At 61.4% G+C, this 21,128-nt stretch carries 17 protein-coding genes; 6 read left to right on the top strand and 11 right to left on the bottom strand.

Annotated elements, in window-relative coordinates:
- Window positions 1–14 precede the first annotated feature (14 nt).
- The 6 genes from nirD to argS all read right to left on the bottom strand — a co-directional run bounded on the left by nirD (window position 15) and on the right by argS (window position 7,852).
- Window positions 15–332, bottom strand: a complete 318-nt coding sequence (gene nirD / locus ACTG1K_RS02105; RefSeq protein WP_421284246.1) for a nitrite reductase small subunit NirD — start codon at window positions 330–332, stop codon at window positions 15–17.
- Window positions 332–2,878, bottom strand: a complete 2,547-nt coding sequence (gene nirB, locus ACTG1K_RS02100; protein WP_440004755.1) for a nitrite reductase large subunit NirB — start codon at window positions 2,876–2,878, stop codon at window positions 332–334. Before nirB ends, nirD begins: the two co-directional genes overlap by 1 nt.
- Window positions 2,879–3,142: 264 nt before the next feature.
- Complete coding sequence (hslU, locus tag ACTG1K_RS02095; RefSeq protein WP_100644792.1) at window positions 3,143–4,471, bottom strand: HslU--HslV peptidase ATPase subunit; 1,329 nt, start codon at window positions 4,469–4,471, stop codon at window positions 3,143–3,145.
- 65 nt (window positions 4,472–4,536) lie between these two features.
- Entirely contained in the window at window positions 4,537–5,070 is a 534-nt protein-coding gene (hslV, locus tag ACTG1K_RS02090; protein WP_005342555.1) for an ATP-dependent protease subunit HslV, read from the bottom strand.
- A 187-nt stretch (window positions 5,071–5,257) separates the two neighbouring features.
- The gene (locus tag ACTG1K_RS02085) at window positions 5,258–6,103 is read right to left on the bottom strand and encodes an SPOR domain-containing protein (RefSeq protein WP_005340771.1); all 846 of its coding nucleotides are present in this window, start codon (window positions 6,101–6,103) and stop codon (window positions 5,258–5,260) included.
- 3 nt (window positions 6,104–6,106) lie between these two features.
- Entirely contained in the window at window positions 6,107–7,852 is a 1,746-nt protein-coding gene (gene argS, locus ACTG1K_RS02080; protein ID WP_120416343.1) for an arginine--tRNA ligase, read from the bottom strand.
- Window positions 7,853–8,162: 310 nt separating this feature from the next.
- On the opposite strand from argS, the gene ACTG1K_RS02075 reads away from it, so the two are divergent.
- The 3 genes from ACTG1K_RS02075 to ACTG1K_RS02065 all read left to right on the top strand — a co-directional run bounded on the left by ACTG1K_RS02075 (window position 8,163) and on the right by ACTG1K_RS02065 (window position 10,130).
- On the top strand, window positions 8,163–8,729 hold the full coding sequence (locus ACTG1K_RS02075; RefSeq protein ID WP_075116190.1) for an LON peptidase substrate-binding domain-containing protein: 567 nt from the start codon (window positions 8,163–8,165) through the stop codon (window positions 8,727–8,729).
- 143 nt (window positions 8,730–8,872) lie between these two features.
- Window positions 8,873–9,442, top strand: coding sequence for a sigma-70 family RNA polymerase sigma factor (locus ACTG1K_RS02070; RefSeq protein ID WP_440006789.1), 570 nt, complete (start codon window positions 8,873–8,875; stop codon window positions 9,440–9,442).
- Window positions 9,435–10,130, top strand: a complete 696-nt coding sequence (locus tag ACTG1K_RS02065; RefSeq protein ID WP_425856652.1) for a ChrR family anti-sigma-E factor — start codon at window positions 9,435–9,437, stop codon at window positions 10,128–10,130. Before ACTG1K_RS02070 ends, ACTG1K_RS02065 begins: the two co-directional genes overlap by 8 nt.
- Before the next feature lie 62 nt (window positions 10,131–10,192).
- Here ACTG1K_RS02065 and bacA read toward each other — a convergent pair whose 3' ends face one another.
- From bacA to galE, 5 genes are all read right to left on the bottom strand, one after another.
- A complete protein-coding gene (bacA, locus tag ACTG1K_RS02060) occupies window positions 10,193–11,008 on the bottom strand; it encodes an undecaprenyl-diphosphate phosphatase (protein WP_005355537.1) in 816 nt (271 codons plus the stop codon).
- 115 nt (window positions 11,009–11,123) lie between these two features.
- Window positions 11,124–12,113, bottom strand: coding sequence for a galactose-1-epimerase (galM, locus tag ACTG1K_RS02055; protein WP_440004754.1), 990 nt, complete (start codon window positions 12,111–12,113; stop codon window positions 11,124–11,126).
- Complete coding sequence (galK, locus tag ACTG1K_RS02050) at window positions 12,110–13,258, bottom strand: galactokinase (RefSeq protein ID WP_440004753.1); 1,149 nt, start codon at window positions 13,256–13,258, stop codon at window positions 12,110–12,112. Before galK ends, galM begins: the two co-directional genes overlap by 4 nt.
- Window positions 13,255–14,313 carry a UDP-glucose--hexose-1-phosphate uridylyltransferase gene (locus ACTG1K_RS02045; protein WP_236269123.1) on the bottom strand — a complete coding sequence of 353 codons (1,059 nt, stop codon included), beginning with the start codon at window positions 14,311–14,313 and terminating at the stop codon, window positions 13,255–13,257. The genes galK and ACTG1K_RS02045 overlap by 4 nt, the downstream gene beginning before the upstream one ends.
- Window positions 14,314–14,373: 60 nt before the next feature.
- The gene (gene galE, locus ACTG1K_RS02040; RefSeq protein ID WP_440004752.1) at window positions 14,374–15,384 is read right to left on the bottom strand and encodes a UDP-glucose 4-epimerase GalE; all 1,011 of its coding nucleotides are present in this window, start codon (window positions 15,382–15,384) and stop codon (window positions 14,374–14,376) included.
- Between the two features lie 201 nt (window positions 15,385–15,585).
- Here galE and ACTG1K_RS02035 point away from each other — a divergent pair, with 201 nt between their 5' ends.
- The 3 genes from ACTG1K_RS02035 to mglB all read left to right on the top strand — a co-directional run bounded on the left by ACTG1K_RS02035 (window position 15,586) and on the right by mglB (window position 21,105).
- A complete protein-coding gene (locus ACTG1K_RS02035) occupies window positions 15,586–16,593 on the top strand; it encodes a substrate-binding domain-containing protein (RefSeq protein ID WP_201958943.1) in 1,008 nt (335 codons plus the stop codon).
- 189 nt (window positions 16,594–16,782) lie between these two features.
- Window positions 16,783–19,842: a beta-galactosidase gene (locus ACTG1K_RS02030; RefSeq protein ID WP_440004751.1), complete on the top strand. Its 3,060-nt coding sequence runs from the start codon at window positions 16,783–16,785 to the stop codon at window positions 19,840–19,842.
- A 276-nt stretch (window positions 19,843–20,118) separates the two neighbouring features.
- A complete protein-coding gene (mglB, locus tag ACTG1K_RS02025) occupies window positions 20,119–21,105 on the top strand; it encodes a galactose/glucose ABC transporter substrate-binding protein MglB (RefSeq protein WP_440004750.1) in 987 nt (328 codons plus the stop codon).
- Window positions 21,106–21,128: the final 23 nt, after the last annotated feature.

The raw sequence follows: 21,128 nt of genomic DNA, 5'->3' as shown, positions 1-21,128 counted from the left end.
GAGTGAATTTGTCTTTAGACAGCGACCCAGACCTGCTGGTCGCGCACTTCAACGGGGTAGCTTTGAACCGACATGGCGGGGTTGTCGAAACAGTGGCCATCGCTCAGACGAAAGCGCTGCTTCTTGAGCGGGCTGGCGACCCAGAGCTCGCCGTCGTGTTCGCAAATCAGGCCCCGCGACAGCACATTGGCGGCGAAGAAGGGATCCCGGTTGTCGATGGCGAACACCTCGGCCGCCACGCTCGGGCGGAACAGGGCGATCTGGCGACCTTCAATGAGTGCGCAGACACCGGTTCCCGGCAGGATGTCGTTGAGTTGGCAGGCAAGTTTCATCATTTGGTCTCCACCTCGATCTGGTAGACGGGGATGCGCTCGGCCGGGGTCGCCGGTCGATGCTGGTCACGCTCGGCGACGAACTGAACGTCCGGGTCGCGCTTATCGCTGTTGATGAAGTGGCTGAAGCGCTTGAGCGCCTCCTCTTCATTGAGGGTGCGCGACCATTCGCACTCGTAGCTGTCGATGAGAGTCTGGATATCGCGCTCCAGCGTCTCGGCCAGTCCCAGCTTGTCGTCGACGATCACCTCGCGCAGGTAGTCGACGCCCCCTTCCAGATTGCCGAGCCAGACCGAGGTGCGCTGCAGTTTGTCGGCGCTGGTGACGTAGAACATCATAAAGCGGTCGATCAGCTTGATGAGGGTCTCGCGGTCGAGGTCAGACGCCAGCAGGTCGGCGTGGCGCGGTTTCATGCCGCCGTTGCCGCCCACATAGAGGTTCCAGCCCGCGTCGGTGGCGATGATGCCGACATCCTTGCCCTGCGCTTCCGCACATTCGCGGGTACAGCCGGAGACACCGAACTTCATCTTGTGCGGGGTGCGAATGCCCTTGTAGCGGTTCTCGAGGAAGACCCCGAGGCCGACGCTGTCCTGCACGCCGAAGCGGCACCAGGTGCTGCCGACGCAGGTCTTGGCCATGCGCAGCGCCTTGGCGTAGGCCTGACCGGTCTCGAAACCCGCCGCCAGCAGCTTGCGCCAGATGGCGGGCAGGTCATCCTTCTGGGCCCCGAACAGACCGATGCGCTGGGCGCCGGTGATCTTGGTGTAGAGCTTGTAGTCGCGGGCCACTTCGGCCACCGCCAGCAGCCCTTCCGGGGTCACTTCGCCACCGGCCATACGCGGGATGACGGAGTAGCTGCCGTCCTTTTGCATGTTGCCGAGGAAGATGTCGTTGGTGTCCTGCAGCGGGATATTGCGCGGGCTCAGCACATGCTCGTTCCAGCAGGAGGCGAGGATGGAGCCGACGGTCGGTTTGCACACCTCGCAGCCATAGCCCTGACCGTGCTTGGCCAGCAGCTCGTCGAAGCTCTTGATCCCCTCCACCTTGACCAGATGGAACAGCTCCTGACGGGAGTGGGGGAAGTGGGCGCAGAGGTGGTTGTTGACCTCGATGCCCTGCTTCACCAGCTCGGCGTTGAGCACCTGACTGATGAGCGGTACGCAGCCGCCGCAGCCGGTGCCGGCCTTGGTGTGCTGCTTGATGGCGGCCAGCGTGGTGTGACCTTCGGCTACGGCCTTGGCGATGTCGCCCTTGGAGACGTCGAAGCAGGAGCAGATCTGGGCGCTTTCCGGCAGGGCATCCACCCCCAGCGTCGGCTTCGCACCGGCGTAGGCGGGCAGGATCAGGGTATCCGGGTGGCTCGGCAGCGGCAGGGCGTTGAGCATCATCTGCAGCAGGTTGCCGTAATCTTCCACGTCACCCACCAGCACGGCGCCGAGCAATCGGCTGTTGTCTTCGCTCACCACGATCTTCTTGTAGACGCCGGCCTGATCGTCCTGAAACACATAGCTGTGGCTGCCCGGGGTGCGGCCGTGGGCATCGCCGATGGAGCCGACGGAGACGCCGAGCAGCTTGAGCTTGGCGCTCATGTCCGCCCCCTCGAAACGGCTGTCGCCGCCGAGCAGGTGGTCGACGGTGATCTGGGCCATCTTGTAGCCCGGCGCCACCAGCCCGAAGAAGCGGCCCTGCCAGGCGGCGCACTCGCCGATGGCATAGATGTCGGGGTCGGAGGTGAGGCAGTGATCGTCGATGACGATACCGCCGCGCTCAGCGATGACGAGATCACCGTAGCGGCCCAGGGTATCTTGCGGGCGAATGCCGGTGGAGAAGACCACCACATCCACTTCCAGCTGGCTGCCATCGGCAAAGGCGAGGCGGTGTTTCGCCTGCTCGCCGCCATGCATCAGGATCTCGCTGGTGCTCTTGCTGGTGTGTACCTGCACGCCCATGGATTCAATCTTGCGGCGCAGCAGCTGGCCGCCCTGACCGTCGAGCTGCTCGGCCATCAGCACAGGAGCAAACTCCACCACGTGGGTCTCGAGACCCAGCGCCTTGAGGGCACCGGCCGCTTCGAGGCCAAGCAGACCGCCCCCGATCACCACCCCGCTCTTGCCGCTCCTGGCGGCGCTGCGGATGGCTTTCAGATCCTCGATGGTGCGATAGACGAAGCACTCGTGGTGCTGACTGCCCGCAATGGGCGGCACCCAGGGGTAGGAGCCGGTGGCCAGCACCAGCTTGTCGTACCCGACCACAGTACCCTTGTTGGAGTGCACTTCGCGGTTGGCCCTGTCGATTTTTTTCACCGCTTCGCCGAGCAGCAGGCGGATGCCGTGCTTGTCGTAGAAACCGGGTTTGACGAGGGAGAGATCTTCGCTGGTGTGATGGGAGAAGTAGGAGGAGAGATGGACGCGATCGTAGGCGGGGCGGGGTTCTGCACCGAAGACGGTGATCTCGTAGCGGCCCGGGGCGGCCCGCTCGATCAACTCTTCGATGAAGCGGTGCCCCACCATGCCGTTACCCACAACGACCAGTCTGACTTTGCTCATGATTGCCTCTAGTTTGGAGTAATAAAACATCATTCTGGGGCTAGGCTACCCAGTCAGTCGGGGCGGGCAATTGATGCAAATCAAGTGTCTATTTATATATCTCATCAGGGGTAATTCGATAAAATTCAAAGATATACAAAAATAGGTATACCAGTTGAGTGTTTTGCAGCTGGGTGCGAGTGGGACATAGAGAGAAGGGGGCTATGTCTTAAAATGCAAAACGCCCCCATTTCTGGAGGCGTTTTTTTACAAACGGAACTGCGCTTACAGAATAAAGCGGCTCAGATCCTCATCCTCGACAAGCGCACCGAGGTGGGCGTTGACGTAGTCGGTATCGATGACAAAGGTCTCGCCGGATTTCTCGGAGGCGTCATAGGAGATATCTTCCATCAGGCGCTCCATCACGGTGTGCAGACGGCGGGCACCGATGTTCTCGGTACGCTCGTTGACTTGCCAGGCCGCTTCGGCCAGACGGCGGATGCCATCCTTGGTGAACTCGATATTGACCCCTTCGGTGGCCATCAGCGCCTTGTACTGATCGGTCAGCGAGGCGTTCGGTTCGGTCAGGATACGCTCGAAGTCATCTGTGGTCAGTGCGGTCAGCTCGACCCGGATCGGCAGACGGCCTTGCAGCTCGGGGATGAGGTCGGACGGCTTGGCAATCTGGAAGGCGCCGGAGGCGACAAACAGGATATGGTCGGTCTTGACCATGCCGTGCTTGGTGTTGACGGTACAGCCCTCGACCAGCGGCAGCAGGTCGCGTTGTACCCCTTCACGGGAGACATCCGGGCCCGAGCTCTCGCCGCGCTTGCAGATCTTGTCGATCTCGTCGAGGAAGACGATGCCGTTGTTCTCGACCGCTGCGATCGCTTTCTGCTTCAGCTCTTCCGGATTGACCAGACGGGCTGCTTCCTCTTCGATCAGCGCCTTCATGGCCTCTTTGACCTTGATCTTGCGCTTCTTCTTCTGGTTCTGGCCCAGGTTCTGGAACAGCCCCTGCAGCTGGTTGGCCATCTCTTCCATGCCCGGCGGGGTCATGATTTCGACGCCCATTGGGGAGGCGGAGAGTTCCAGCTCGATCTCCTTGTCATCCAGCTGACCTTCCCGCAGTTTCTTGCGGAAGATCTGGCGGGTGTTGGAGTTGTCGGCTTTCTCTTCCTCACCCCAGGTGTTGCGCGGATTGGGCAGCAGGGCGTCGAGGATGCGCTCTTCGGCGGCTTCCTCGGCGCGGTATTTCATCTTCTCCATCTCGGTTTCGCGCACCAGCTTGATGGCGGCATCGGTCAAATCGCGGATGATGCTGTCTACTTCCTTGCCGACATAGCCCACTTCGGTGAACTTGGTCGCTTCCACCTTGATGAAGGGGGCGTTGGCCAGCTTGGCCAGACGACGGGCGATCTCGGTCTTGCCGACACCGGTCGGGCCGATCATCAGGATGTTTTTCGGGGTTACTTCATGGCGCATCTCTTCATCGAGTTGCATCCGGCGCCAGCGGTTGCGCAGGGCAACGGCAACGGCACGCTTGGCATCGGCCTGACCAATGATGTGACGATCCAGCTCGTGGACGATTTCTCTCGGGGTCATCTCGGACATGATGGTGTTCCTGTATCCGGGGCGGGCAGTGCCCACCCCTTGGGAAATTGGGTTGGCTGGCGGCCTTATTTGGCTGCGTAGTCCAGCACTTCGATGGTGTGGTTGCCGTTGGTGAAGACGCAGATGTCGCCCGCAATCTTGAGGGACTTCTCGACAATGGTCCTGGCATCCAGCTCGGTGTTTTCCAGCAGCGCGATGGCGGCGGACTGGGCGAAGTTGCCGCCGCTGCCGATGGCGATGAGATCGTGCTCCGGCTGCACCACGTCACCGTTGCCGGTGATGATGAAGGATTTGTGTTCGTCGGCCACGGCCAGCAGCGCTTCGAGGCGGCGCAGGGCGCGATCGGTGCGCCAATCTTTGGCCAGCGCCACGGCGGCGCGCTCCAGATTACCCTGATGGGCCTGCAGTTTTGCTTCGAAACGCTCGAGCAGGGTGAAGGCGTCGGCGGTACCGCCAGCGAAACCGGCCAGCACCTTGCCGTTATAGAGGCGATGAACCTTGCGGGCGTTGCCCTTCATGACGGTGTTGCCAAGAGAGACCTGGCCATCGCCACCGATGACGACCTGACCGTTGCGGCGAACTGAAACTATGGTAGTCACTTTACTTACCTCGCTTGAGCCGAATGACGGCCTGACTGTGCATGACAAGAAAGATGGGGATGGCAAACGGGCTTTTCAACCCTGCCTTTGGTCGGGATAAACGGGGTAGTAAAGAGCGTGGGTGCGAGTGGCACCAAAAGAACAGGGCCGGGTGTTGCCACCCGGCCCTGCGTCATCGGTAAGCGGATTACCCTTTCTTGGGAATGCAGCCGCTGATGCCGGAGCTCTGCAGCTTGCTGTTGGCCGCGTCGGCGGCCGCCTTGCCGTTGAAGGGGCCCACCATCACCTTGTAGACGGTGCCGTTGGCGCCATTGATCACCTGCAGGCTGGAAGAGAGACCAGCGGTGAAGGCGATACGTGCCTTGAGCGACTCTGCGGAATCCTGCGAGCGCAGGGCGGCGCACTGCATCATATAGCGACCGCTGTCGGCGGCTGCGGTCTGGGCTGGCGGAGTGGCCGCTTTGGCCTTGGCCGCTTCGGCCCGCTCCCGTTCCAGCTCGGCGCGGATCTCCCGCTCCATCCGTTCCCGTTCGGCCTTGCGGTCGATCACCTGCTCTTGCGCGCTGGCAACCGGTGCACCCGAGGTGGAAGGGGTGGTCGCCGGATTGGGCTGATAGGGCTTGGGCTGGCCGATGGGCGTTCCCGGTTGGGGAATGTCGGTCGGCACCGGCTGCGGCAGTTTTTCCGGCTGCAGGGTCATGGTATCTGCCGGCGGTGGCGGCAGCACACCCGGCTGGGTCGGCGGCTCTATGATATCGACCTGCTTGTTCTCAAGCCGTTCGATGTAGCTCCACTTCTCCTGAGGCAGCCCGTTATTCTGCGCTTTTGGCTTGTTGGCCTTTACCTGCTCCTCAATGGTGGGGGCGTCGTTGCCCTTGCCATTGATCATGTAAAGGAAGCCACCAAAGCCTGCCAGCAGTGCCACGACCAGCAGCACTGGAATAACAGGAAAGCGGCGAGGGGCCGCTTTCTTGGTATTGCGGCCACCCGCCCGACGTCGCGGGCGGCTGCCGACATAATCCCGGGTTGCCATCTATTACATGCGCTCCAGGGTATGGATGCCCAGTACGCCGAGGCCCAGTTTCAGCACCTTGGCGGTGGCGGCGCACAGCAGCAGACGGCTCTGACGGGTTGCTTCGTCCACGCCATCCTTGTTGATCGGGCAGGCTTCATAGAAGGTCATGAAGTTGCCGGACAACTCGTACAGGTAGGTACAGAGCAGGTGTGGCATGCCTTTGTCGGCTACGCCGTTGACCGCGTCGGAGAACTGGATCAGCTTCTGGGCCAGCACCTCTTCGGCTTCTTCGTTCAGGGTCACCTTGCCGGTCAGCGTCTCGGCATCGATGTTGGCCTTGCGGAAGATGGACTGGATACGGGTGTAGGCGTACTGCAGGTAAGGGGCAGTGTTGCCTTCAAAGGAGAGCATCAGATCCCAGTCGAAGATGTAGTCGGTAGTACGGTTCTTGGAGAGATCCGCATACTTGACCGCACCCATGGCGATGGCGTTGACCACGTTGGCCTTCTCTTCGGCAGAGAGGTCGCTGTTGCGGCTCTCCAGCAGGGCAGCGGCGCGTTCTTCCGCTTCGTTCAGCAGGTCAACCAGCTTGACGGTGCCACCGGAACGGGTCTTGTAGGGACGACCATCCTTGCCCAGCATCATGCCGAAGGCGTGGTGCTCGAGGGGGACGGATTCCGGTACATAGCCCGCTTTGCGGGTGATGGTCCAAGCCTGCATCAGGTGCTGGTGCTGACGGGAGTCGATGAAGTACATGACACGGTCGGCGCCCAGGGTTTCATAACGGTATTTGGCACAGGCGATGTCGGTGGTGGTGTAGAGGAAACCGCCATCGCTCTTCTGGATGATGACGCCCATGGCCTCGCCATCCTTGTTCTTGAACTCGTCCAGGAAGACAACGGTGGCGCCTTCGCTTTCGACCGCCAGCCCCTTGGCTTTCAGGTCGGCCACGATCTCCGGCAGCATGTCGTTGTACATGGACTCGCCCATGATGTCCTTGTTGGTCAGGGAGACATTCAGGCGGTCATAGTTGATCTGGTTCTGTTCCATGGTCATGTCGACCAGCTTCTTCCACATGGTACGGCAGTACTCATCGCCGCCCTGCAGCTTGACCACGTAGTTACGGGCGCGCTCGGCGAAGGCTTCGTCTTCGTCGTAGCAACGCTTGGCCTGGGTGTAGAAGGCTTCCAGATCCTTGAGCGCCATGTCGCTGGCGTGCTCGTTGGACATTTTCTCCAGATAGGCGATCAGCATGCCGAACTGGGTGCCCCAGTCGCCGATGTGGTTGGCGCGGATCACTTTGTGGCCGAGGAACTCCAGCGCGCGCGCAGCCACGTCACCGAGTACGGTGGAGCGGATGTGGTGCACCGCCATCTCTTTGGCCACGTTGGGGGCGGAGTAGTCCACCACCACGGTTTGTGGAGCGGGCAACCGTACGTTGGCGTTGGCAGAGGTCACCATGGCCTCGACCTGACCGGCCAGCCAGCGCTGGTCGAAGAAGAAGTTGATGAAGCCGGGGCCGGCGATCTCGACCTTGGCGATCAGGTCGGAGGCAGGCAGGTGCTCGATGATGGCCGCTGCCAGCTCACGGGGATTCTTGCGGGCCGGTTTGGCCAGCAGCATGGCCAGGTTGGTAGCCAGGTCGCCGTGAGCTTTTTCCTTGCATCGGTCTACTTGCACGCGGGCTTCCAGGTCCGCCGGCAGGACGCCTGCTGACTTGAGATTGGCTACCGTTTGTTCAAGTAGATGATGAATATGCTCTTTCATAACTGACCACCAAGGTTGCGCGTCGAAAAATGACTGATATATAAGGGCGTGAATTTTACCCGCATCGGCCCGAGAAAACTATAGGGATGACCCGCCGCTCGCTGTCGGGCGGATATTTCACTGCGTTTGGCGCCATATTCCAGAATATTGGGCGGAAATTACGGTGCTTATCCATTTCTACTGCATATCGAAGCGGCTTGTCCAGGCTATTTTCCCCTGATTGTTAAGGGTTTTTCCTTTCCGATGACGGGAATGATCTCCTCCCTCTGGCCCGGCGTATTAACAGAGGTTCCCAACCGAGGAGTTTGCGATGCGACTGGCGCTGTTTCCCCTATCTGCCCACCTGCTGCCCGGCGGCATCATGCCGCTGCGGATCTTCGAACCGAGATACCAGCGGATGATCGCCGAGGCGGGGGAGTCCGGCTTTGCCCTCTGCATGGTGGACCCTCGCCAGCCCGACGCCCTGCGCAACATGCTGCCCATCGCCACCCGGGTTACCATCATCGATTTCGACCGGCTGCCGGACGGCATGCTGGGGATCACGGTGCAGGGGATGGAGCGGGTGCAGATAGAGGATCTGTGGCAGGAGCAGGATGGCCTGCGTATCGGCGAGGTGACGCCGCTGACGGCCTGGCCGCCCCGCCGGCTCCATCCCGATCAGCAACCGCTGGTCGAGGCGCTGCGGGAGGTGTTTGCCGACTATCCCGACTACGCCGCCCTCTATCCCGCCCCCCGCTGGGACGATGGCAACTGGGTGGCCCAACGCTGGCTGGAGGTGCTGCCTATCCCCCCCGAGCAGAAACAGCTGCTGCTGGCCGCCGCCGACAATCAGCCCGCCATCGCCCTGCTCAAGGGGGTACTGGTGGCCAGCCACTGATTTTTTCTGACCCGCTGATCCGCCACTGCCGCAGCACCGTACAAGTCATCACCACAGCATGATGTTCGACAGCACACCAAAGGGATGGCGCAATGGCATATACTGGCCAACCACACTCGACCATACGCAGGACCTCACCCGTGATGGATAACCCGGATGGCGACCTCAAATCTCTGCTGAGCAGGGTGGCAGAGCAGGCCGACAAGGCTGCTTTTGCCCGCCTGTTCCAACACTTTGCGCCGCGTATTCGCAGCTACGGCCTGCGCCACCTCGGCAGCGAAGCCAACGCCATGGAGCTGGTACAGGAGACCATGCTGCTGGTGTGGCAAAAGGCGCGCCTCTACCACCCCGAGAAGGGGGCGCCGACCACCTGGATCTACACCGTGATGCGCAACCAGTGCTTCGACATGCTGCGCCGTCGTCGCGCCAGCAAGGAGGATCTCTGTGCCGAGGAGCTGTGGCCGGTGCTGGAGTTTCAGGCCGAAGAGGAGCACCTGAGCGGGGGGGAAGATGCGGTGCTGACTCGTCAGATGGCCCATTATTTGGGCACCCTGCCGGAGCCGCAACAGCAGGTGGTGCGTGGCATCTATCTGCAGGAGTTCTCCCAGCAGGAGTTGGCGGAACGACTCGGCGTGCCGCTCGGTACCATCAAGTCCCGCCTGCGGCTGGCGTTACAGAAACTGAAAGAGCAAGTGGAGCAAGGCCATGATTAAAGCCCATCCGACCGACCCTATGCTGCGTGCCTTCGCCGCTGACGAGCTCCCTCTGCCGCTGGCGGTGGGGCTCTCCGCTCACTGTGAACTCTGCCCCGATTGTGCTGCCCGACTGAAGACATTCGAAGAGGAGCTGGCGCAGCAATATCTTGCTTCGCCAGCGGAGCCCGACGTGGACTCCCGCGATGAAGTGGCGCTGGATGCCGGATTCGACGCCATGCTGGCGGATATTCTGGCCCAGCCGCTGGCTGAGCCCCTCTCCGAGCCAACACACGACCAGCCCCGAGCACAGCCCGGCGAGCTGGAGGTGGCCGGTCACGCCTACCGTTTGCCACGGGTGCTGGCCCGTTATCGTTCGCCCAAGTGGCGCCATATCGGGGCCATTCGTCAACAGAGTTTGCCGCTGGACGAGATGGGGGCGCGAGCCAGTTTGCTCCACATCGAAGCGGGCGGCCGCATCCCCGAACACACTCATCAGGGCTATGAGCTGACCCTGCTGCTGGCGGGCAATATTCAGGATGGCGATACCCTTTACAAGGCGGGTGATTTCATCTGGCGCGATGCCAGCCACTCCCACAGCCCGCATACGCCGGACGGTTGCCTCTGCTACACGGTGCAGGATGCGCCGGTGCAGTTCACCAAGGGGTTGTCGCGGCTGCTGAATGGCATCAGCCAGCACCTCTACTGAGCACCATGACGCCATAGAAAAAGGGACCAAGTTGGTCCCTTTTGTCATTCCATGGCTGTCGGTCAGGCGACAAACACCAGATAGACGGCGAATGCCACGATAAAGCGGTAGATGGCGAACGGGATAAAGTCGATGCGGCGGATCAATGTCAGAAAGGTCTTTATCGCAAACATTGCTACCACGAAAGCGGTGATAAAGCCCACGGCAAACATCGGGAAGTCGGCCATCGAGAGAAAATCGCGGCTCTTGTAGAGATCAAGCCCGCTGGCCGCCACCATCATGGGCACCGCCATGATGAAAGAGAACTCGGCGGCGGCGTGACGGCTGATCCCCATCAGCATGCCACCACTGATGGTGGCGCCGGAGCGGGAGAAGCCGGGCCACAGGGCCAGACACTGGAACAGACCGATGCCGAACGCCTGCTTGTAGCTGATGTCATCCAGGGTTTCAGCTGTGACGGCCGGGCGGAACTTCTCGGCGATGATCAGCAGGATGCCCCCCGCGACCAGCGCGTACATGACGGTCTGTGGGCCAAACAGGTTGGCCTTGATCCAGCTGTGGATGGCCAGACCGACCACGATGGCGGGCATCATGCCGAGGATGACATGCACCAGCGACAGGGTCGCGTGATCCCGGGACGGCTTCTGGCCGAAGTGAATGCCAATCAGGCCAAACAGGCGGCGCCAGAAGACGGCGACCACGGCGAGGATGGAGCCAAGCTGGATCACCACTTCGAAAGTGGCAGCCTTGGGCCCTTCAAAGCCCAGCAGATGGCCGACGATAATCATGTGGCCGGTGGAGGAGACGGGGAGGAACTCGGTCAGTCCCTCGACGACGCCCAGAATAAAGGCGACCAGCAGGCTATAGGTGTCAGTCATCGAACAAATAATCCTTAACTTCGTTGATGTAAAAACGCCCCGGGAGGGTCTCGGGGCGGCTTATCTTGCTCGATAGTGACTGCTGAGGCTATGTAAAAATCATGAAACCTTTAAGTCAGTCGCGGATAAAACGGTAGCGGGTTTGGTGGTGATAACGCCCGCCCGGCAGCAGCCAGGGGTTGCCCAGCTCGGGGCGATTGGGGCTGTCCGGTAGCTGTTGCGCCTCAAGACAGAAGCCGTCGTGATCCCGGTGCGACTGGCCGCTGCGGTTCGGGGTATTGGCCAGCCAGTTGCCGCTATAGAACTGCAGCGAGGGCTGGTTGGTGTAGACCTCCATCGCCAGCTGTCTGTCACCCGATACCACGCGAGCAGCCCACTCCTGCGCCGGGCCGTTGAGCACAAACGCGTGGTCGTATCCCTTGGCCTGTTGCTGCTGGGGATGGCTCAGCCAATCCAGCCCGACAAGGCGCTCTTGGCGCAGATCGAATGGCCCCTCCACCGGGGTGATGGCAATCGGCAAACCGCTCGGGTCGGTCGGCAGGAAGTGGTCGGCATTGATGCTGATGAGGTGGTCACGTACATCGCCGCCGTCCGGGTCGTCATCGAGATTGAAGTAGGCATGGCTGGTGAGGCTGACCGGCGTCGCGGCATCTGTGCTGGCCACAAAATCGACCACCAGATCGCTCTGCTCCAGCCGGTACTCCAGGGTTACCCGCAGATTGCCGGGAAATCCCTGCTCCCCCGCCCGGGAGAGCAGTGCCAGCTTGATCCGATCCGCTTCCAGCTCCTTGATCTGCCAGCGCTGGCGATGAAAGCCAGCCTGCCCGCCGTGCAGACAGTTGGGTGCCTGATTGGCATCCAGCGGCCAGTGCTCGCCATCCCGCACCAGCTCGGCACCGCCGATGCGGTTGGCAAAGCGTCCTGCCACCGCGCCCAGCCACACCTGCTGGGTGGGATAGGCGTCGTCGGCACAGCCCAGCAGCACTTCACGCCGTTTGCCCGCCACCGGCAGGGTGAGGGAGGTGAGGGTGGCGCCGAAGTCGAGGCCGCGCAGCCGCAGCCCCTTCTCGTTTTCCAGTTTGAACGGGGTCATGGCGCTGCTCATAGCTTGCCTGCACCGGCGCTGGCAGAGCAGACGTAGCAGTCGGCCTTGAGACCGGAGAGGGCCGGATACTCTGCCTCGACGGCGGCAATCACCTCGGCCACTTTCTCCGGGCGCAGCAGGGCGACCACGCAGCCGCCGAAGCCGCCGCCGGTCATCCGGACGCCGCCATCTGTGCCGATTTTAGCCTTGATGATCTCCACCAGACCGTCGATGGCGGGCACTGTGATTTCGAAGTCATCGCGCATGGCGGCGTGCGACTCGGCCATCAGTTCGCCGAGCCGTGTCAGATCGTGGCTCGCCAGTGCATCGGCGGCCGCCAGGGTGCGGGCATTTTCACCGACGATGTGACGGGCACGGCGGTAGCAGGCCTCATCCAGCCCGGCCTTGCCCGCTTCCAGTCCGGCCAGATCGAGGTCGCGCAGCGCCTTGACCCCGTAGTGACGGGCGGCGGCTTCGCACTGCTGGCGACGAGTGTTGTATTCGCTGTCCACCAGACCGCGGCGCACGTTGGAGTTGACGATCAGCACCGCCAGATCCGCCGGCATGGGGATGAGGCGGGTCTCCAGCGAGCGGCAGTCGAGCAGCAGGGCGTGGTCAGTTTTGCCGCTGGCGGAGATCATCTGATCCATGATGCCGCAGTTGCAGCCGACGAACTTGTTCTCCGCCTGCTGGCCGTTGAGGGCGATCTCCGCCTGGCTGATGTCGAGCCCCTGCGCCTCTTTGAATGCCTGACCGATGGCCACTTCCAGCGAGGCGGAGGAGGAGAGCCCCGCCCCCTGCGGCACGTTGCCGGAGACCACCAGATCGAGGCCGCGCAGGGCATAACCGCGCTCTTGCAGATACTTCACCACGCCGCGGATGTAGTCGCTCCAGCGCTGGCTGGGGTGGTGCGCGATGGGCTGGTCGAGGTCGAATTTGTCGCGCTGATTGTCGTAGTCGGCGGCGATCACCTGCACTTGCCGGTCATCGCGCAGGCCGATGGCGACGCAGGTCTCGTAGTCGATGGCGCAGGGCAGCACGAAGCCGTCGTTGTAGTCGGTATGTTCACCGATGAGGTTGACGCGGCCGGGGGCGCGCACCAGCAGATCGGGCGCTTTGGCAAATTGCTCGGCAAAAACGGTGCTGACGCGTTGGCTGGGGGTCATTGGGCCTCCTCATTGGTGTGGGTGGTTTGGGTGTAGTGAACGGGGCTCAGGGCACGCAGCCGCTCGGCAGCCTGCTCGGGGGTAAGGTCACGCTGGGTTTCGGCCAGCATCTCGAAGCCCACCATAAATTTGCGCACGGTGGCGGAACGCAGCAGTGGCGGATAGAAGTGGGCATGCAGTTGCCACGCCTCGGGGCAATCCGATTTGGGCGGTGCAAAGTGCCAGCCCATGGAGTAGGGGAAGCTGCACTCGAACAGGTTGTCGTAGCGGCTGGTGAGCTCCTTGAGCGCCACCGCCAGATCCTGTTGCTGGGCCTGGGTCATATTGAGCATGGAGGGGACGTGCGCCTTGGGCAGCAGTAGGGTTTCGAACGGCCAGGCGGCCCAGAAGGGGACCACGGCGAGCCAGTGTTCGGTCTCTACCACGATGCGCGAGCGATCCGCCAACTCCCGCTCCACATACTCCAGCAGCATGGGACTGCCATGTTCGGCCAGCCAGTCGCGCTGGTGCTGCTCTTCGCGGGCGATCTCGTTGGGCAGGAAATCGCTGCCCCAGATCTGGCCGTGGGGGTGCGGGTTGGAGCAGCCCATGACTGCCCCTTTGTTTTCAAAGACCTGCACCCATTCCCATTGGGCCGACAGCTCGGCGACCTGATCCATCCAGGTGGTGATCACCCCCTCGATGGCGGGCAGCGGCAGCTCGGGCAGGGTCTTGCCGTGATCCGGCGAGAAGCAGATGACCCGGCTGGTGCCGCGGGCGGCTTCCAGTTTCAGCAGGGTATCGCTGGCGCTATCGGCGGCCGGGGTATCCTGCATCAGAGCGGCGAAGTCGTTGGTAAAAACGAAGGTGCCCTGATAGTCGGGGTTGATGTCGCCGGTGACCCGGGTGTTGCCCGCGCAGAGGAAACAGTCGGGATCGTGGGCCTGTTTGGGGGCCTGACTCACCTTCTCCACCTGTCCCTGCCAGGGGCGTTTGGCCCGATGGGGGGAGACCAGCACATACTGGCCGGTAAGCGGGTTGAAGCGGCGATGGGGATGATCGACGGGGTTGAACATCATCTCTCCTGAATAAAGTATTGAAAAATAGAATCGTTTATTACCGGGGAGCAGGCAGGCCTACTCTTCGTAACCGTTCGGATTGGCGGATTGCCAGCGCCAGCTGTCGGCGCACATGGCGTCGATGTTGCGGGTCGCCCGCCAGCCCAGCTCGCGCTCGGCCTTGGCCGGATCGGCCCAGCAGGCGGCGATATCGCCCAGGCGACGCGGTTCGATGCGAAATGGCAGCGGCTTGCCACAGGCGGCGGAGAAGGCGGCGACCAGCTGCAACACGCTCTGGCCCTCGCCGGTGCCCAGGTTGTAGGTGTGCACGCCACCCTTGGCGCAGTGTTGCAGCGCCTTGACGTGCCCCTCGGCGAGATCCATCACGTGGATGTAGTCGCGCACGCCGGTGCCATCCACAGTTGGGTAATCGTTTCCAAAAACCGACAGGCAGTCGCGACGACCGATGGCCACCTGAGTGATATAGGGCATCAGATTGTTGGGAATGCCTTGGGGATCTTCCCCCATAGTGCCCGAGTCGTGGGCGCCGACCGGGTTGAAGTAGCGCAGCAGGGTCATGCTCCAGTGGGGCTCGGCCAGCTGCAGATCTTCGAGGATCTCCTCGATGATCAGCTTGGAGCGACCGTAGGGGTTGGTAGCACTGCGGGGGAAATCCTCGCGGATCGGCAGATTGGCGGGATCGCCGTAGACGGTGGCCGAGGAGCTGAACACCAGATTGTGCACCCCGGCCCGTTTCATCGCCTGCAGCAGGGTGAGGGTGCCACCGAGGTTGTTCTCGTAGTAATCCAGTGGAATGCGAGTCGACTCACCGACCGCCTTGAGGGCGGCAAAGTGGATCACCGCATCGATCTGCTGTTCGGCGAAGATCCGATCCAGTAGGGCTGCATCGCGAATATCTCCTTGATAGAACAGGGGTTGCTGGCCGCTGATAGCCGCGACTCGAGTCAATACGCTGCGCTTGCTGTTGCAGAGGTTGTCGACCACCACGGGATTCATGCCTGCCGCTTGCAGGGCCAGACAGGTGTGGCTGCCGATATATCCGCAACCGCCGGTGACCAGAACGTTCATCTTGCTCTCCACTAAAAAGTGTCTGGAAGCAGTCTAGCCGAGGGTGTGGCGACCAAACTGTGAGCTTGCTTGCAAAATGGTGTAAACGATTACACTGTTTTTATGGTCATCCTGACGGCAGATATACGTTTCACCCCTGTTTTCAATGGGTTTGCTGGGTATAATGGCGCTCTATTGCACAGTGAAAGAAGTGAAAACAGCATGAGCACCATCAAGGATGTCGCCCGTTTGGCCAATGTGTCGGTGGCAACGGTTTCACGGGTGATGAACAACTCCCCCAAGGCCAGTGCCGCGTCTCGCGAAGTGGTGCAGAAGGCCATGGCTGAACTGGGCTATACCCCCAACGCCAACGCGCGGGCACTGGTCAGCCAGACTTGCGACACCATGGGGGTGGTGGTTGGTGACGTGGCGGATCCCTTCTTCGGTGCACTGGTGAAGGGGGTCTCCGGCATCGCCGTCGAGCAGAACCTTCACCTGCTGATGGGTAACGGATTTCACAAGGCGCGTCAGGAGCGTGAGGCGATCGAGCTGCTGATCGGCAAGCGCTGCGAGGCGCTGGTGGTGCACAGCAAGGCGCTGAGCGACGAGGAACTTTACGATTACGCCATGCGGGTGCCCGGTATGGTGTTGATCAACCGCGATATTCCGGCCCTCAAGGGGCGCTGCATCGCCCTCAACAACCGGCTGGGTGCGGCTACGGCGACTCGCCACCTGATCGAACTGGGTCATCGCCATATCGCCTTTATCAGCTCGGATCATGCCATCGAGGATGCCACCTTGCGCCTGCAGGGCTATCAGGATGGATTGATGGAAGCCGGTCTGGCAGCCGATCCCGAGCTTATCGAGAGTGGCACCCCGAACGAGGAGGGGGGCGAGCGCGCCATGCTCAACCTGCTGGCCAAGGGGCTCAAGGTGACCGCTGTGGTGGCCTATAACGATGCCATGGCGGCGGGCGCCATCTCCGTGTTGGCGGACAACGGCCTGCGAGTGCCGGAGGAGGTCTCGGTAGTGGGCTTCGATGACATCATCTATGCCAGATATTTGCGCCCCAAGCTCTCCACCATGCGCTATCCCATCGAGTTGATGGCGGCCCAGGCGGCCAAGCTGGCCATTCAGCTGGCGGCGGGGGAGAGTGACGCGATCCAGAGCCGGATCTATACCCCCACCCTGATCAATCGCCACTCGGTGGCACCGGTTCGGGCCGGATAGCCCCCTTTTGCGGCCCTGTTCGGGGCCGTTTCTTGCACAGTTATTGTTTTACCTGTTTTTAATCATTTTTACTCCGCTTTACTTAACAAAATCGGTGTAATCGTTTACATCTGTGTGAGCGAGATCGCCGTTCCCTGCGTCATACTTCTCTAGACTGAATACGTTTTCCAATCAGCAGGGAGAGAGTGAATGTTCAGGGAGATAGTGGCGCGTCAGGATTGGCAGACTCAGGCCATTACGTCGGTAAATCGTCTGGCTGCCCATACCCCCATGTTCAGCTGGCGCAGCGAAACGGATGCCAGGGGTGATCTGGCCTCTTCCTCCCGTCTCTTGCTCGATGGCGAGTGGCGCTTCTCCTTCTTTGCCGCCCCCGAGCGGGTGCCCGAGAGCTGGCTGGTGCAGGATCTGGCGGATACTTGCCCCATTACAGTGCCGGGTAACTGGCAGCTGGATGCCGCCTATCCGGCTGCGCGGCCGCTCACCGATGGCCCCATCTACACCAATATCAAGTACCCCTTTCCCTGCGATCCGCCCCGGGTGCCGGCAGAGAACCCCACCGGTTGCTACTCCCGCGAGTTCGAATTGCCCGCCGACTGGCTGGCAAGCGGCCAGAGCCGGATCATCTTCGACGGGGTGAGCAGTGCCTTCCACCTCTTCTGCAACGGCCGCTGGGTAGGTTACTCCCAGGACAGCCGCCTGCCCGCCGAATTCGATCTGACCCCATATCTGCAGAGCGGTCGCAACCGGTTGGCGGTGCTGGTACTGCGCTGGTCTGATGGCTCCTATCTGGAAGATCAGGATATGTGGTGGCTGTCGGGGATCTTCCGCTCCGTCAGCCTGTTGCACAAACCGTCCCGCCATCTGATGGATATCCGGGTGACGCCCGAGCTGGATGCCTGCTATCGGGATGGCCGTCTCAAGATTGCACTGCAGGTGGTTAATGGGGCCGGTCTGTCGGTGGAGGCCAATCTCTATGACGGTGGCGAGCGGGTTGCGACCCTGCGCCAGCCGATCGGCACCCAACCCATTGATGAAAAAGGGGCTTACGACGATCGCGCCGAACTGTGGCTCGATGTGGCTGCGCCGCGCAAGTGGAGCGCCGAGACGCCCCATCTCTATCGCCTGACTCTGACCCTGCTGGACGAGCAGGGCCAGGCTATCGAGAGCGAGGCGTGCGATATGGGCTTTCGGGTGGTGGAGATCCGTGGCGGCCTGCTGCGAGTCAACGGGCAGCCGCTGCTTATACGCGGTGCCAACCGTCATGAACACCATCCCGCCAAGGGTTATGCCATCGATCGCGCCACCATGGAGCGGGATCTGCTGCTGATGAAGCGGCACAACTTCAATGCGGTGCGTTGCTCCCACTATCCCAACCATCCCGACTTCTATCGCCTCTGCGATCGGCTCGGTCTCTATGTGGTGGACGAGGCGAATCTGGAGACCCACGGCATGACCCCCATGGGGCGGCTGGCGCGGGATCCCGCCTGGAGCAACGCCTTTCTGGAGCGGGCGACCCGCATGGTGGCACGGGATTTCAACCACCCCTCGATCATCATCTGGTCGCTCGGCAACGAGTCGGGTTACGGCCCGGCCCATGATGCCATGTATGGCTGGATCAAGCGCAGCGACCCGAGCCGTCCGGTGCAGTACGAGGGGGGCGGGGCCGATACCCCGGCCACCGACATCATCTGCCCCATGTATGCCAGAACCCATCAGGATCAACCCTTTCCTGCGGTACCCAAGTGGGCGCTGGCCAAGTGGATCGGCCTGCCCGGCGAGCACCGGCCGCTGATCCTCTGCGAATATGCCCACGCCATGGGCAACAGTCTGGGGGGCTACGTCCACTATTGGCAGGCGTTTCGCGATCATCCACGCCTGCAAGGCGGGTTTGTCTGGGATTGGGTCGATCAGGGGCTCGACAAATACACCGCCGATGGTCGCCACTACTGGGGCTATGGCGGCGACTTTGGTGATGTGCAAAACGATCGTCAGTTCTGCTGCAACGGTCTGCTGTTCCCGGATCGCACCCCCCATCCCACCCTGTTCGAGGCAAAACGTGCCCAGCAGCCGTTCCGCTTCACCCTGCTTGAGCACACACCGCTGCGGGTGCGGATCGAGAGCGAATACCTGTTTCGGGAAACCGACAACGAGCGGCTTTGCTGGCAGCTGTGCGAGAACGGCCATGTGCAGCAGCAGGGGGAGGTTTCCCTCATGCTGGAGCCGCAAGGGGTGGTCGAGTTGACCCTGAGCGGGACGCTGCCCCCCTTTGCGGCAGGCTCACTGGCCTGGCTCGATCTGGCCATCGTGCAGCCACAGGCCACTCTCTGGTCGCAGGCGGATCACAAGGTCGCCCGTCAGCAGTTCACCCTGCCTACCCCCCTTGCCCTGCCAGCGCCGGTCGCTGCCGCTACCCTGAGCGAGCAGCCGGATGGCTGGCGGATCACCGCCGCAAACAGCCAGTGGTGGCTCGACAAGCAGAGCGGCTGCATCACCAGTTGGCAAAAATCGGGGCAGGAGCAGTTGCTGGCGCCGATCATGGATCACTTCTACCGGGCGCCGCTCGACAACGACATTGGCACCAGCGAAGCGGATCACGCCGACCCCAACTCCTGGATTGCTCGCTGGCAGGGCTGTGGTCTCGGTCAGTGGCAGCACCGCTGTCTGGGGATCACGGTCGCCGGAGGGGATATCCGGGTCAGTCATGGCTACTTCCACCACGATGAGCTGCTGCTGGTGAGTCACTGGCATCACCGCTTTACCGACGATGGCGCCATGAGCCTGGAGATAGAGACCGAGCTGGCGCAGGTGCTGCCTTCGCTGCCGCGGATTGGTCTGCAGATCCATCTGGCCGAGGTGCCAGCGCGAGCAGAATGGCTGGGGCGTGGCCCTCACGAGAACTATCCGGATCGTCTGCTGGGCGCCGATCTTGGGCGCTGGAGTTTGCCGCTGGAGGCCATGCACACCCCTTACATTTTCCCGAGTGACAACGGCTTGCGCTGCGATACCCGCCAGTTGCAGTTGGGTAGCACGACAGTAAACGGCTGCTTCCATTTCAGTGCCAGCCGCTTCAGTCAGCAGCAGCTGGCCGCCGCCCGTCACCAGAGCGATCTGGTGGCTGAAGAGGGGCTGTGGGTCTGTCTCGATGGCGCCCACATGGGGGTGGGCGGTGATGACTCCTGGAGCCAAAGCGTGCGTCCCGAGTATCAACTGCTCGAGCGTCGTTACCGTTGGGGCTGCACTCTCTGTTAAGCCAGCTATTGAGGCGACTGTCGAGCCAGTGCGCCATTTTGACAACAGACCAGTAACGACTAGCCTCAATGCTGTGGGAAAGATTGAGTCTCAAGTTTGATTTTTATTTATATGTATTTGAAAAATAAATATAAAGTTTCAATGTAACAGAGTGTAAACGTTTTCATTTTGTCGTCATGATCACAGAAGAAATGACAACAAACTGATTACATTGATTGGCGCTTGCTCAATTGCTCGCCACCCTACAACACAGATAGACACATCGGAGCACACATAATGAAAAAACTGACCACAGTTGCCGCCCTGCTGATGGGCATGATGGCTGGAGCCAATGCCCAGGCTGACACTCGTATCGGGGTAACCGTCTACAAATACGACGACAACTTCATGGCGGTCGTGCGCAAGGCCATCGAGAAGGAGGCGTCAGCCACTCCGGGGGTGGAGCTGCTGATGAACGACTCCCAGAACGACCAGTCCAAGCAGAACGACCAGATCGACGTGCTGCTGGCCAAAGGGGTGAAGGCGCTGGCCATCAACCTGGTTGACCCGGCTGCGGCCCCGGTGGTGATCGAGAAAGCCCGTGGCGAAGATATCCCGGTGGTCTTCTACAACAAGGAGCCGAGCGCTACCGATCTGGCCAGCTACGACAAGGCCTACTACGTGGGCACCGACTCCAAGGAGTCAGGGATCATCCAGGGTCAGCTGATTGCCAAACACTGGAAAGCCCATCCGGAGTGGGATCTGAACAAGGATGGCGTGATCCAGTTCGTGCTGCTGAAAGGGGAGCCGGGCCACCCGGATGCCGAAGCGCGCACCTCCTACGTGGTCAAGACCCTGAACGATGGCGGCGTCAAGACTGAACAACTGCACATGGATACCGGTATGTGGGATACCGCCATGGCGAAAGACAAGATGGACGCCTGGATCTCAGGCCCCAACGCCAACAAGATCGAAGTGGTCATCGCCAACAACGACGGCATGGCAATGGGTGCGGTCGAGTCACTGAAAGCCCAGGGCAAGACTGCCATTCCGGTATTCGGCGTCGATGCGCTGCCGGAAGCGTTGGCCATGGTCAAGAGCGGTGCCATGGCGGGTACCGTGCTGAACGATGCGGCCAACCAGGCCAAAGCCACCTTCGAGCTGAGCAAGAACCTGGCTGAAGGCAAACCGGCCGGTGAAGGCACCAAGTGGAATATCGTCGACAAGGTAGTACGTGTTGCCTACGTCGGTGTGGATAAAGACAACCTGTCCCAATTCGAGTAATTCCCTCCTCCAGGGCAAGGGAG

It is taken from the genome of Aeromonas sp. 102P, assembly GCF_051920345.1.
Classification (GTDB): domain Bacteria; phylum Pseudomonadota; class Gammaproteobacteria; order Enterobacterales; family Aeromonadaceae; genus Aeromonas; species Aeromonas veronii.
The sequence above is the reverse complement of the archived record's forward strand: the minus strand, read 5'-3'. Positions and strand labels throughout refer to the sequence as shown.

Excerpts from the sequence above, each read along its gene's own strand:
- ACTG1K_RS02070 (WP_440006789.1), top strand. The coding sequence starts at position 8,873 with ATGGATAACCCGGATGGCGACCTCAAATCTCTGCTGAGCAGGGTGGCA.
- galK (WP_440004753.1), bottom strand. The coding sequence starts at position 13,258 with ATGACCCCCAGCCAACGCGTCAGCACCGTTTTTGCCGAGCAATTTGCC.
- galE (WP_440004752.1), bottom strand. The coding sequence starts at position 15,384 with ATGAACGTTCTGGTCACCGGCGGTTGCGGATATATCGGCAGCCACACC.
- argS (WP_120416343.1), bottom strand. The coding sequence starts at position 7,852 with ATGAAAGAGCATATTCATCATCTACTTGAACAAACGGTAGCCAATCTC.
- ACTG1K_RS02085 (WP_005340771.1), bottom strand. The coding sequence starts at position 6,103 with ATGGCAACCCGGGATTATGTCGGCAGCCGCCCGCGACGTCGGGCGGGT.
- hslU (WP_100644792.1), bottom strand. The coding sequence starts at position 4,471 with ATGTCCGAGATGACCCCGAGAGAAATCGTCCACGAGCTGGATCGTCAC.
- ACTG1K_RS02075 (WP_075116190.1), top strand. The coding sequence starts at position 8,163 with ATGCGACTGGCGCTGTTTCCCCTATCTGCCCACCTGCTGCCCGGCGGC.
- nirB (WP_440004755.1), bottom strand. The coding sequence starts at position 2,878 with ATGAGCAAAGTCAGACTGGTCGTTGTGGGTAACGGCATGGTGGGGCAC.
- ACTG1K_RS02065 (WP_425856652.1), top strand. The coding sequence starts at position 9,435 with ATGATTAAAGCCCATCCGACCGACCCTATGCTGCGTGCCTTCGCCGCT.
- galM (WP_440004754.1), bottom strand. The coding sequence starts at position 12,113 with ATGAGCAGCGCCATGACCCCGTTCAAACTGGAAAACGAGAAGGGGCTG.
- bacA (WP_005355537.1), bottom strand. The coding sequence starts at position 11,008 with ATGACTGACACCTATAGCCTGCTGGTCGCCTTTATTCTGGGCGTCGTC.
- mglB (WP_440004750.1), top strand. The coding sequence starts at position 20,119 with ATGAAAAAACTGACCACAGTTGCCGCCCTGCTGATGGGCATGATGGCT.
- ACTG1K_RS02030 (WP_440004751.1), top strand. The coding sequence starts at position 16,783 with ATGTTCAGGGAGATAGTGGCGCGTCAGGATTGGCAGACTCAGGCCATT.
- ACTG1K_RS02035 (WP_201958943.1), top strand. The coding sequence starts at position 15,586 with ATGAGCACCATCAAGGATGTCGCCCGTTTGGCCAATGTGTCGGTGGCA.
- ACTG1K_RS02045 (WP_236269123.1), bottom strand. The coding sequence starts at position 14,313 with ATGTTCAACCCCGTCGATCATCCCCATCGCCGCTTCAACCCGCTTACC.
- nirD (WP_421284246.1), bottom strand. The coding sequence starts at position 332 with ATGAAACTTGCCTGCCAACTCAACGACATCCTGCCGGGAACCGGTGTC.